The sequence below is a fragment of the Mesorhizobium sp. CNPSo 4671 genome, from assembly GCF_057784245.1.
This window is the reverse complement of record NZ_JBWLUW010000001.1, coordinates 355777-368068: the sequence shown is the minus strand read 5'-3', so window position 1 is coordinate 368068 and position 12292 is coordinate 355777. Positions and strand designations below refer to the sequence as shown.

12 protein-coding genes are annotated in these 12292 nt (G+C 64.0%); 5 read left to right on the top strand and 7 right to left on the bottom strand.

Annotated features, from left to right (window positions below):
• Positions 1 to 4: 4 nt before the first annotated feature.
• From AC04SF_RS01580 to AC04SF_RS01560, 5 genes are read left to right on the top strand one after another with little or no spacing between them, the layout of a single operon-like run.
• Positions 5 to 1102: an ABC transporter ATP-binding protein gene (locus AC04SF_RS01580; RefSeq protein WP_488476218.1), complete on the top strand. Its 1098-nt coding sequence runs from the start codon at positions 5 to 7 to the stop codon at positions 1100 to 1102.
• Between the two features lie 5 nt (positions 1103 to 1107).
• A complete protein-coding gene (locus AC04SF_RS01575; RefSeq protein ID WP_488476217.1) occupies positions 1108 to 2220 on the top strand; it encodes a mandelate racemase/muconate lactonizing enzyme family protein in 1113 nt (370 codons plus the stop codon).
• Positions 2221 to 2230: 10 nt separating this feature from the next.
• Positions 2231 to 2560, top strand: a complete 330-nt coding sequence (locus tag AC04SF_RS01570; protein WP_488476216.1) for an L-rhamnose mutarotase — start codon at positions 2231 to 2233, stop codon at positions 2558 to 2560.
• Positions 2553 to 3629, top strand: coding sequence for a Gfo/Idh/MocA family protein (locus AC04SF_RS01565; protein ID WP_488476215.1), 1077 nt, complete (start codon positions 2553 to 2555; stop codon positions 3627 to 3629). Before AC04SF_RS01570 ends, AC04SF_RS01565 begins: the two co-directional genes overlap by 8 nt.
• Positions 3626 to 4075, top strand: coding sequence for a MaoC/PaaZ C-terminal domain-containing protein (locus AC04SF_RS01560; RefSeq protein WP_488476662.1), 450 nt, complete (start codon positions 3626 to 3628; stop codon positions 4073 to 4075). The genes AC04SF_RS01565 and AC04SF_RS01560 overlap by 4 nt, the downstream gene beginning before the upstream one ends.
• Before the next feature lie 11 nt (positions 4076 to 4086).
• Here AC04SF_RS01560 and AC04SF_RS01555 read toward each other — a convergent pair whose 3' ends face one another.
• The 7 genes from AC04SF_RS01555 to phnY form a co-directional block, all read right to left on the bottom strand.
• A complete protein-coding gene (locus AC04SF_RS01555; RefSeq protein ID WP_488476214.1) occupies positions 4087 to 4884 on the bottom strand; it encodes an ABC transporter permease subunit in 798 nt (265 codons plus the stop codon).
• A gap of 2 nt (positions 4885 to 4886) precedes the next feature.
• Positions 4887 to 5744 carry a 2-aminoethylphosphonate ABC transporter permease subunit gene (locus AC04SF_RS01550; protein WP_488476213.1) on the bottom strand — a complete coding sequence of 286 codons (858 nt, stop codon included), beginning with the start codon at positions 5742 to 5744 and terminating at the stop codon, positions 4887 to 4889.
• Entirely contained in the window at positions 5737 to 6882 is a 1146-nt protein-coding gene (locus tag AC04SF_RS01545; protein WP_488476212.1) for an ABC transporter ATP-binding protein, read from the bottom strand. The genes AC04SF_RS01550 and AC04SF_RS01545 overlap by 8 nt, the downstream gene beginning before the upstream one ends.
• 31 nt (positions 6883 to 6913) lie before the next feature.
• Positions 6914 to 7945, bottom strand: a complete 1032-nt coding sequence (locus AC04SF_RS01540; RefSeq protein WP_488476211.1) for a 2-aminoethylphosphonate ABC transporter substrate-binding protein — start codon at positions 7943 to 7945, stop codon at positions 6914 to 6916.
• Positions 7946 to 8200: 255 nt separating this feature from the next.
• Entirely contained in the window at positions 8201 to 9211 is a 1011-nt protein-coding gene (locus AC04SF_RS01535) for a 2-hydroxyacid dehydrogenase (protein WP_488476210.1), read from the bottom strand.
• A gap of 2 nt (positions 9212 to 9213) precedes the next feature.
• Complete coding sequence (gene pbfA, locus AC04SF_RS01530) at positions 9214 to 10572, bottom strand: (R)-1-hydroxy-2-aminoethylphosphonate ammonia-lyase (RefSeq protein ID WP_488476209.1); 1359 nt, start codon at positions 10570 to 10572, stop codon at positions 9214 to 9216.
• A 70-nt stretch (positions 10573 to 10642) separates the two neighbouring features.
• Complete coding sequence (gene phnY, locus AC04SF_RS01525) at positions 10643 to 12100, bottom strand: phosphonoacetaldehyde dehydrogenase (RefSeq protein ID WP_488476208.1); 1458 nt, start codon at positions 12098 to 12100, stop codon at positions 10643 to 10645.
• Between the last annotated feature and the right edge of the window lie 192 nt (positions 12101 to 12292).

Here is a 12292-nt window from a genome sequence, read left to right as displayed (position 1 = left end):
TCCCATGGCAACGGTTTCCCTCAAAAAGCTGACCAAGCGCTACGGCAATATCGGGATCGTGCATGGCATCGATCTCGATATCACCGACCGCGAATTCATCGCGCTGGTCGGCCCGTCGGGCTGTGGTAAGTCGACGACTTTGCGCATGATCGCCGGGCTGGAAGAAATCAGCGCCGGCTCGATCGAGATCGGCGGGCGCGTCGTCAACGATCTGCCGCCGCGCTCGCGCAACATCTCGATGGTGTTCCAGTCCTACGCGCTCTACCCGCACATGACGGTGCGCGAGAATCTCGGCTTTTCCCTGAAGATCGCAGGAGCGGCCAAAGAAGAGATGGACCGCCGTGTCGCCGAGGCCTCGGCCATTCTCGGCCTCGACACGCTGCTCGACCGCCGCCCGTCGCAACTCTCCGGCGGCCAGCGCCAGCGCGTCGCCATGGGCCGCGCCATCGTGCGCGACCCCGACGTCTTCCTGTTCGACGAGCCGCTCTCCAATCTCGACGCGAAGCTGCGCACGCAGATGCGCACCGAGATCAAGAAGCTGCATGCCAAGGTGCAGTCGACGGTGATCTACGTCACCCATGATCAGGTCGAGGCAATGACGCTCGCCGACCGCATCGTCATCATGCGCGACGGCCATATCGAACAGGTTGGCACGCCGGACGAAGTGTTCCGCCGGCCTGCGACCCGCTTCGTCGCCGGCTTCATCGGCTCACCGCCGATGAATTTGCATGAGGCAACGATCGATGACGGCCAGCTGGTTTTCGCCAGCGGCGAGAAGCTGCCGCTGCCCGGCCAGTTCAAGGCCAATGTCGCCACCGGCGACAAGGTCGTGTTCGGGCTGAGGCCTGACGACATCTATCCGGCTGGTCATGGCATCAGCTCTGGCGGTGCCGCCGACGTCCACCAGATCGAGCTGCCGGTCACGGTCACCGAGCCGCTCGGCAACGAGACGCTGGTGTTCGTCGAATTCAACGGCACGGATTGGGTGTCGCGCATGCTGAACCCGAGGTCGTTGCGGCCGGGGGAGCGGGTGGCCATGAGCCTCGACATGTCGCAGGCGCATCTGTTCGCCACCGAGACCGGAAAGACATTGCGGAGCTGACGGACATGGCCAGAATCGAGAAAGTCGAACTGCGGATGGTGGACCTTGTGCCCAAGGTCAAGCGCACCGACGCCATCCAGAGTTTCGTCAGCCAGGAAACGCCGATCGTCACCATCACCGATTCCGATGGCGCGGTGGGAACCGGCTACAGCTATACGATCGGCACCGGTGGCTCGTCGGTGATGCGGCTCTTGTCCGACCATCTGGTGCCGCGCCTGATCGGCCGCGACCCCGACATGATCGAGGCGATCTGGCACGATCTCGAGTTCGCCACGCACGCCACCACCATCGGCGCGATCACCGCCATCGCCATCGCGGCGATCGACACAGCACTGTGGGATCTCAGGGCGAAGAAACAGAAGCTGCCGCTGTGGAAACTGGCCGGCGGCGCCAAGGACCGGTGCCCGCTCTACACCACCGAAGGCGGCTGGCTGCATATCCAGACGGCCGCACTTGTCGACGACGCGCTGGCCGCCAAGGCCAAGGGATTTCGCGGCTCGAAGGTGAAGATCGGCAAGCCGCACGGATCCGAGGATGTGGCGCGCTTGTCGGCGGTGCGCAAGGCGGTCGGCGATGGCTACGAGATCATGACCGACGCCAACCAGGGGTTTTCTGTCGACGAGGCGATCCGGCGCGCGGCGCGGCTGCGCGAACTCGACCTTGCCTGGATCGAGGAGCCGCTGCCGGCCGACGACATCGACGGGCATATCAGGCTGTCGAATTCGACGCCGACGCCGATCGCCATCGGCGAGTCGCTCTATTCGATGCGTCATTTCCGCGAATACATGCAGAAGGGTGCCTGCTCGATCGTGCAGGTCGATGTCGGCCGCATCGGCGGCATCACGCCCTGGCTCAAGATCGCCCATGCGGCGGAAGCCTTCGATATTCCGGTCTGCCCGCATTTCCTGATGGAATTGCATGTCAGCTTGACCTGCGCTGTTCAGAACGGCCGCTATGTCGAGTACATTCCGCAGCTCGACCAGTTGACCGGCAAGCATATGCGCATCGAGGATGGCCACGCACTGGCGCCCGACGAGCCCGGCATCGGCATCGACTGGGACTGGGACGCGGTCAAGGCCATGAGCATCGCCGAGTTCACCACGGCGATCACCATATAGGGAAACGGACATGCAGCGGATGGGAATGGTGCTGGGACTGAAGCCGGAAAAGGTCGAGGAGTATGTCCGCCTCCATGCCGCCGTCTGGCCCGACGTGCTGACCATGATCTCGGCCTGCAACATCAAGAATTATTCGATCTACCTGAAGCGGCCGGAGAACCTGCTCTTCAGCTACTTTGAATACCACGGGACCGACTATACGGCAGACATGGCCAAGATGGCGGCCGACCCCAGGACGCAGGAATGGTGGGCCGTCTGCATGCCGTGCCAGGAGCCGCTGGCGACCCGCAAGGAGGGTGAATGGTGGGCTGATATGGACGAGGTCTTCCACCATGACTGAAGGCGGTTTCGACCCTGCCTCGCTCGTCCAGTCCTGGCTAAGACCCTCCAGCCCTCGCCCGATTGTTACCTTCGGTGCGGGTTCTATTGTCGGCGACGCGCATTTCCCAGCCTATCGCAAGGCAGGCTTTCCGATTGCCGGCCTCTACGATCCGGACCAGGCCAAGGCGCGGACCCTGGCCGAGAAATGGGGCGTGACCGCATTCCGCTCAGTGGAAGAGGCGGCATCGGTCAAGGATGCGATCTTCGATCTGGCGACGCCGCCGGGCCGGCACGCCGAGATCCTGAAAGCCCTGCCGGACGGTGCGGTCGCATTGATCCAGAAGCCGATGGGCAACTATCTGGGCGAAGCAACCGAAATCCTCGAAATCTGCCGCGCCAAAAACCTCAAGGCGGCCGTGAACTTCCAGCTGCGCTTCGCGCCGATGATGCTGGCGCTCAAGGATGCCATCGCCAAGGGCTGGCTCGGCGAAGTCGTCGACTTCGACGCCTGGCTGGCGCTGGCGACTCCGTGGGAGCTCTGGGAGTTCCTGCTCAAGGCACCGCGCGTCGAGATCGCCATGCACTCGATCCACTATCTCGACCTCATCAGGCAATTGCTCGGCGATCCCAAAGGGATTCACGCCAAGACGCTCGGCCATCCCAACCACAAGGTGGCGCAGACGCGCACCAGCGCCATTCTCGACTATGGCGACACGGTGCGCTGCGCGCTGTCGGTCAATCACGACCACAAATTCGGCCGCCGGCACCAGGCCTGTGAGTTCCGCATCTGCGGCACCGAGGGTGCCGCCTACCTCAAGCTCGGCCTCAACCTCGACTATCCCCGGGGCGAACCGGATATTCTGGAGATCTATACGAAAGGCGGAACGGACTGGGTTGCCGTGCCCTTGGCCGGTGAATGGTTCCCTGACGCCTTCGTCGGCCGCATGGCCAATGTCCAGCGCTTTGCCACGGGCGAGGACGACGAACTGGTCAGCTCGGTCGAGGACGCTTGGAACACCATGGCGCTGGTGGAAGCCGCCTATAAATCGAGTGCGGCGCCGGCGACGCCGATCGCGGAAAGACCCTGATGGAACAGATCACCTATTTCGAAGACTACGAGATCGGCTCGTCGCGGCTGACCAGCGGCCGCACCATCACCGAGACCGACTTCATCGTCCATGCCGGTCACACCGGTGATTTCTTCCCGCACCACATGGACGCGGAATACATGAAGACGACGCCATTCGGCCAGCGCATCGCGCATGGCACACTGGTGTTTTCGGTCGGCATCGGGCTGACGGCAAGCATCGTCAACCCGGTCGCCTTCTCCTATGGCTATGACAGGTTGCGCTTCATCAAGCCGGTGTTCATCGGCGACACGATCAAAACCCGCACGACAATCACAGCCAAGGAAGATGACCCCAAGCGGCCGGGTTCGGGACGGGTGATCGAGCGCTGCGAAGTGATCAATCAGCGCGGCGAAGTCGTGCTCGCCGCCGATCATATCTACATCGTCGAACACAAGCCGACCTGAGGCAGTGTCTGCTATGAGCCGGTGGCCCGAGCGGTGATGCGCTCCAGCCCGAGCAGCAGGACCAGCGTCGCCGCCACCAGGATCATGGTGAGCGCCGCACCGGCAAAGATGTCGCCACGGTCGGTGAGGCTGAAGATCGACACCGGCAGCGTCACCCAGCCCGGCGGATAGACCATGACGGTGGCGCCAAGCTCACCCATCGACAGCGCGAAGCTCAAGCCGAAGGCGGCGACCAGATAGGGCGCGAGCAAGGGCAACGTGACATGCCAGAGCCGGTATGCGGGCCGGGCGCCGAGGCTTGACGCCACTTGCTCGAAATCGGGCGAAAGCCGCGCCAGGCCGGCCGAGACATTGCCGAAGGTGAAGGCCGAGATCAGCACGAAATGCGCGATCATGACGATAGCGATCGTGCCGTTAAGCAGCAGCGGCGGATGGCTGAACGCAACCAGCAAGCCAAGGCCGACCGAGACCGAAGGTACCGCACTGGGGATGAAGAACAGCAGGCCGAGCAGGCGCTTCAAGGCATGGCCCTGAAGGCGGAGCGACAGTGCCGCCCAGGTGCCGCTGACCAGCGCCAGGGCACTGGCCAGGAAGCCGGTGATCAGGCTGGCCTTGACCGAGTTCCACGCCGACCCCCTGATGACATCAGTGTAGTGCTCCGTCGTCAGGCCATTCGGCAGCACACCGTTCCACTGGTCGGCGAGGCTGGACAGGAGGATGACCGCCAGCGGTGCCAGGAACAGCACGCCGAAGATGAGCGCAAAGAGCACCCACAACACGATCCGACCGAGGCGCGACCAGACCAGCATGGCTAGACTCCCAACCGGCCGGCGGCGAAGCGGTAGAGGCCGAACAGGCCGAGCGACAGCGCGATGTTGACCACGGCGATGATGCAGGCGACCTGATAGGCCGATTCCTGGATCGCCTTGCCGTAGATCAGCAGCGGCAGGGTGATGACGCCCTTGGCGCCGATGAACAGCACGATGCCGAATTCGTTGACGGTGAGCAGCAGGCAGAGACTGCCGCCGGCGATGAGTGCTGGAATCGCCGCCGGCAGGATGACCTGGCGGACAATGCGGAACGGCCTGGCGCCAAGCACGCTTGCCGCTTCGATCTGGCCACGGTCTACGAGTGAAAAGGCGGCGAGCAGCGGCCGTAGGATGAAGGGCGTGTAGACGGTGACTTCGGCCAGCACCACGCCCCAGGTCGAATAGAGGAAATCGACCGGCGGCAGCGGCAGCGAGAAGGTCTCCATCAGCCCCGTGTTGAGCATGCCGGCGGAGCCGTAGAGGAAGGTGAAGGCAAGCGTCACCAGGAACGTCGGGAGCGCGATGAAGGTGTCGATCAGCCGGGCGATGAAACCGCTGCCGGGGAACGGCACGAAGGCAAGGATCAGCGCCAGGATGAGGCCGACGATCAGGCATCCGGCCGTCGCCGTGACCGAGATCGTCACCGTGTTGATCAGCGCATTGAGGAAGAAGCGCGAATGCAGGACGCGAAAAATCTCGGCGGCATTGGCGACACCGCTGTCGTCGAGGAAGGCCTGCCGGGCAATCAGCGCCAGTGGGTAGAAGAACAGCAGCGCCAGCAGCGCTGCCGGCGGCACGATCCAGAATTTGCCGGGCTCCCGCCGGATCGCCGGCGCGCCAAGTGCGATCGCGTCAGACACCGGCGTCTTCCGGAAGCAGCGAGGTGTCGGCGGGTGCGAAGAACAGCGGCACCTTGGCGCCGGGTTCGGGTAAAGCGATCGGCAGTTTCGTTGCCGAGACGCGCACCGGTGTGCCGTCGACATCGAGAACGAGATGGGTGAGTTCGCCCTGCCAGTGCACTTCCCTCAGCGTGCCGACGATGCGGTTGCTGTGCTCGCTGTCGGCCGTCAGGCTCAGATGCTGCGGCCTGATGCAGAGCAGGCTCTTGTCGCCAGCCTGCTCGCCGCGGCCGGCGCCTGTCAGCACTGTGTCGCCATGCCTTGCCGCGGCAAAGCCCTTCGCGCCAACGCCCTCGGCAACGATCACCGGCAGAAGGTTGGCACGGCCAAGGAACTCTGCGGTAAACCGGTTTGGCGGACGGCGGTAGAGCTCGGTCGTCGGCCCATGCGAACAGACCCGGCCGTCGCGCATGATGGCGATCTTGTCGGCGAGCGTCAGCGCCTCGGTCTGGTCGTGGGTGACATAGAGGATGGTGAGGCCCGGCAGGCTGCGGTGCAGGCGAGCGATCTCCTCGACCATGTTGCGGCGGATCTGCGCGTCGAGCGCCGACAGCGGCTCGTCGAGCAGGAGCACACGGGGCCGCACGGCAAGCGCGCGGGCAATCGCGACACGCTGCTGCTGGCCGCCCGAAAGCTCACGCGGATACCGCCGTGCGAAAGTCGCCATGCCGACAGTGGCGAGCGCATCTTTCACCCGTTCGCCGATCAGCGCCTTGTCAGCGCCTTGTGCCCTCAGGCCGAAGGCGACATTGTCTTCGACCCGCATATGCGGAAACAGCGCGTAGTTCTGCACCACCATGCCCAAACCGCGCTCGTAGGGCGGCAGGTCAGTGACATCGGTGGCGCCGATGCGGATGCGGCCGCTTGCCGGCCGCACGAAGCCGGCGACCGCGCGCAGAGCGGTGGTCTTGCCGGAGCCGGACGGGCCGATCATCGCCAGGATTTCACCCGGCGCGATATCCAGGGTCAGCGGATGCAGGACGACATGCGCGCCATAGGCGACGCTGACCTTGTCGAAGTGGACATTGGAACCGGCGCCGCGAATCTTCGCGGCGTCGATGTCCATGACACTGGTACCAGTAAAGGCGACGGCCGACATGGCTTGGTCCTCCGGATTTCCGTCCTCGGGGTCAGCTTCCGGTCGCCTCGTTCCACTTCTTGACGTAGCCGGGAAGCTTGCTCAGCGCCTCGTCCCAGTTCGGCGACCAGATGGTGACGCCCTTCATCGCTTCCTGCGCCTTGGCGAAGTTGGCGTCGTCCGGCTTGACGTCCTTGCGGGCGGGCATGCCGAGCGCCACCGAGCTTATGGTCGACTGGGCTTCCTTGGCGAGCAGGAAATCGATCAGCTTCTTGCCGTTGTCGGCATTGGGCGCACCGGTGACGAGGCCGATTTCATAAGGCAGCGCGAAGGTGGAGCGCGTGCCGTCGGGACCGGCGGGCCAGAACACCTTGATGTTGGGATTGTCGGCCATTTGCGACATGTTCATCTGCAGATCGCCATTGGCGACATGCAGTTCGCCCTTGTTGACCAGCGCGGTCAGCTTGCCGGTCGAGGCGGATGGACCGACATTGTTGTCCTGCAGCTTCTTGATGAACTCGAAACCGGCATCCTCGCCGCCGAAGGCGTGGATGATCTGCAGCATGACGGCGGTGCCGTCGCCGGCCTGGCCGGGCGTCGAATACTGGATCTTGCCCTTGAACTTGGGATCGAGCAGGTCGTTGTAGGTCTTCGGCGCTTCCGACAGCACGGCGCTGTTGTAGATGAAGTTCATGTAGTTGTTGACCAGCGGCCGGTACTTGTCGGTGCCGCCGTCGATCTGGTCGGCGCCTTCCGGCTTGTAGTCCTGCAGCAGGCCGTCGGCTGCGGCGCGCTGGACGAAGGGCGGCAAGGTCACCAGCACGTCGGCCTGCGGGTTCGACTTTTCCTTGGCGACACGCTCGACGACACCGCCCGAGCCGGCCTCGATATATTGCACGGTGATGCCGGTGGCCTTGGTGAAGGCGGCGAATTCGGTCTCGTACCAGCTGCCATTGCCGTCATGCAGGCCGTCGGCGGAATAGATGGTGACGACGCCGTCGGCGAATGCCGGCGCGACGAGAGCTGACGACGCCAGAAGCGACGCGGCGAAGGCCATTGCGATGGTTGCGTTTCGCGATTTCATGGATCAGTTCCCCTGTGATTGATGGCACATTCTGCGATGCACTAGGACCGATCAGCTTCGTGTCTCTGGCGGACGTTGAGCCGATTGGATGTCGTCGTTGTGACAACTCTGGGGATCAGCGATCGATAAGTAAAATCTATTTATTTTATGACAGACAAACTTCTGCTGATATTTGTCATGGAACTGTCGCATCCCTGTCGCGGGCGTGATTGTGGTTCCGATGAAGACATCTATCTCGTTGAAAGATATGCTTTATCAGCGGAACAGAACACCTGATGTCTGCGCCCGCAGACGTGGGTCGTTTGAGCGGATGGTCACTGGCCGGCCGTCGAGGATCTCGAAACAGCGTGCGAGCGTGTCGTCCTCGAGCCGGCGCATCGCTTCGCGGGTGAAGAAAGTGAGATGCGGAAACAGGATCACGTTGTCGCGATCGAAGAGCGCACGCATCGGATGGGTCGACCTGGAGAGTGGCTCCACCGAGTAGACGTCGAGCCCGGCGCCACCGATGCGCCCGGCGACAACAGCCTCGACAAGCGCCGCCTCATCGATGAGTGCACCGCGCGAGACGTTGACGATGATGGCGGAAGGCTTCAGGCAGGCGAGTTCCGCCTTGCCGATCAGGCCGCGCGTCTTCTCGTTCAACACGCAATGGATCGAGACAAAATCGCAGGCACGCAGCATGGCTTGCAGGTCGTCAACCTTCTCGATGCCGGCGGCGTGCAGGGTTGCGGCATCGACACCGGGATCGAAGCCGAGCACCCGGGCATGAAACCCTTGGCCTGCCATGCGTGCCATGCTGCGGCCAATCTTGCCGCAGCCGACGAGGCCGAGCGTGGCGCCGGAGATGTCGCGCCCGAGCCAGCGCTGCGCGGGCCAGACCCAGCCATCGCGCGACACCGCCGTAGTGATCGCCGGCAGCCGCTTGGCAAGCGCGATCATCAAGGCGAAGGCGCCTTCGGCTACGGTTTCCTCGGCATATTCAGGCACATTGACGACGGGAATGCCGCGCCGCATCGCGGCCGGGATGTCGATGGCATCGATGCCGACGCCGTATTTGACGATGCCCTTCAGTTTTGATGCGGCCTCGATGACCCGCGCCGTGATCGGCGTGTAGCACATGAGCAGAAGATCGGCGTCAGTGACGGCCTCGATGAGATCGTCTTCGGCAATGCCGTCAGGCAGCGTCACCAGTTCGACGCCTCGCGCCCGCAAACCAGCGTCAATGCCGGGGCATTCGAGTTCCCGATCGGTGCGGATGGCCTTCACGATCAGGCCGCCAGCACGGCGCGCTCGACGACGTCGAGCGCGTGGTCGAGGTCGGCTTTCGAGATGACCAGCGGCGGCGACAGCGTCAGCACATTGCCCTGGCTGACCTTGAAGCTCAGGCCCTGCTCCAGGCAGGCATAGAAGACCCGCTCGGCAAGCTCCCGAGCCGGCTGCCGTGTGGCGCGGTCCTCGACCAGTTCGACGCCGACCATCAGCCCCCTGCCCCTGACGTCGCCGACATGGGGCGAGCGAGCCATCAAATCCTGCATGCGTCCCAGCATATGTTGGCCAAGCTCGGCCGACCGCTCCACCAGTCCTTCTTCCAGGATGATGTCGATGGTCGTCAGGGCGGCGCGCGTGGTCACCGGGTTCTTCTCATGGGTGTAGTGGCCGATGGCAAAGCCGTCGGTGACGTCGAGGTCGCGCCGCGCGATGACGGCGGCGATCGGCAGGATGCCGCCGCCGAGCGACTTGCCGAGAACGACGATGTCGGGCGTCACGCCATCATGCTCGTGGGCGAAGAATTTACCGGTCTTGCCGAGGCCGGTCGGGATCTCGTCGAAGATCAGCAGCGTGCCATGCCGGTCGCAGGCGTCGCGCACCCGCTTCCAGAATCCGGGCGGCGGCGGGTTGGGCGTCGCTCGCATCGGCTCGGCGACGACCGCCGCCACATCCTGCTCGCGGCCGAGCACATAGGCGATCATGTTGGCGCAGGCGAGCCCTGACGCTTCCAGGGAATCGTGACCATAGGGGCAGCGATAGCCGTCCCAGGGCGCGACGTGTTCGGTGCCGGTCATCATCGGGCCGGCGATGTGCGAACGGAATGTGGCTTCGCCGCCGACGCTTGCCGCACCGAAACCGGCGCCGTGAAACGCATCCCAGAACGACACGGTCTTGAACCGGCCGGTCGCGGCGCGCGCGATCTTCAGCGCCACTTCTACGGCGTCGGAACCGCCGGTTGTGAACAGCACCTTGCCGAGATCGCCGGGCGCCAGTGCCGCCAGTTTCTCCGCCAGCTCGACAGCGGGTTCGCTGGTGAAGCGGCGCGGCGCGAAACAGAGGTCGTCGAGCTGCTTCTTGATCGCCGCCACCAGTCTGGGATGGCCGTAGCCGAGGTGATGCACGCTGTTGCCGTGGAAATCCATGAAGCGGCGGCCGGCGGTGTCCTCGATCCATATGCCTTCCGCCTTAGCAATCGTCGAAAGACAGGGGCTGGACAGGCTCTGGTGCATGAACGCTGAGGCGTCACGGTCGAGCAGGCCGCGAATGCGGGGATCGTCCTGGCCGGCATCCCAGCGGCCGCGTGCCGCGGTCGTGTTGGAATCGCCCTCGGTGTGCACAAGTTCTTTGATCGCGGCCATCACCCTCTCCGAAAACGCGAATGAGGGAGCGTGGAACGCCCCCTCGTGTACTGCCAGTCGGGCTGCCCGGTCACGACCAGGGCAGCGAGAATGTCTTCACATTGGTGTAGCTCTTCATCGCCTCGATGACGCCTTCCTTGTAGCCATTGCCCGAGTCCTTGATGCCTCCGAAGGGCGACATCTCGATGCGGTAGCCCGGCACCTCCCAGATGTTGACGGTGCCGACCTGCAAGCCGGCGATGTATTTCTGCATGCGGGGAAACGAGTTGGTGCAGACGCCCGACGACAGGCCGAAGGCGGTCGAGTTGGACAGCGCGATGAGAGCCTCGTCATCATCCGGCGCGCGCACGATCGGGATGATCGGCCCGAACGTCTCTTCCATCACCAGTTCGGATGTGTGCGGCACGCGATCGACGACGATCGGCGGCAGCAGCGCACCCCGGCGGCCGGGATTGTAGAGGATTTCGGCGCCTTGCTCGGCGGCCATATGGACACGGGCCTCGAACAGTGCTGCCGCCTTCTCGTGCACCACGGTGCCGAGATCGGTCGAGCGGTCCATCGGGTTGCCGAAGCGGATCTTCTTCGCCCGCTCCAGCACCAGCGGCACGAAACGGTCGGCGACGCTTTCCTGGACGAGGATGCGCTTGACCGCGGTGCAGCGTTGGCCGGAGTTCTTCGTCGCTCCGGCCACTGCCAAGTCCGCCGCCTTTGCCAGATCCTCGTCCGACAAATCATTGAGGATGATCAGCGGATCGTTGCCGCCGAGTTCCAGCACCTGGCGCTTGTAGCCGGCGGTGCGGGCGATCATCTTGCCGACCGGCACGCCACCGGTGAAGGTGATCAAGTCGATGTTGTCGTTGGTGATCATCTCGTTGCCGATATCGGCCGGCCAGCCGGTCACCACCGACAGCATTTCTGGCGGCAGGCCGGCTTCGTAGAGAATGTCGGCCAACAGCAGCGCCGTCATCGGCGTCAGTTCGGTCGGCTTGACCACCACGCAATTGTTGGTGGCAATCGCCGGCGCCACCTTGTGGGACACCATGTTGAGCGGATGGTTGAACGGCGTGATCGCCGAGATCGCCTTCAGCGGCTCTCGGGTGGTGAAGATCTTGCGCGCCTTGCCGTGCGGGGTGAGATCGCAGGAGAAGATCTGGCCGTCATCCTGGATGCACATCTGCGCCGAGAGCGTGAACACGTCATAGGCGCGGCCGACCTCATAGAGCGAATCGGTCTTGGAGATGCCAAGCTCAAGCGTGATGAGATCGGATATTTCTTCCCGGCGTGACGCGAGTGCTTCGGCGGTGCGGAACAGGATCTGCTGGCGCTCATAGCGCGTCAGCTTCGACCTGTAGCCGGCGGCGATTTCGAAGGCCTGGCGGGCATGCTCGGCGCGACCGGCGGGCACGGTGCCGATAACTGTGTCGTTCCAGGGGTATCGTACCTCGACGAGGCCGTCGGCATCGACCCTCTTGCCGGCGATACGCATCGGCTCGTGGCGAACTTTGATGGCAGGGTCAAGCTTGGTCATCGGCTCTGCTCCAGCAGATTCTTGGGTACGTCGTGGCCGGGGATCGACCCCCACTCCGGCCCTTCGGGCCACCTCTCCCCCGATCGGCGGGGGAGAGGAAATCAGGCGAAGTCGGCGCTCTCACGTTTCCAGGCTAAGCCGTGGCTAGCCCTGGCGCCTTTCCTCTCCCCCGTCGGTCGGGGGAGAGGTGCC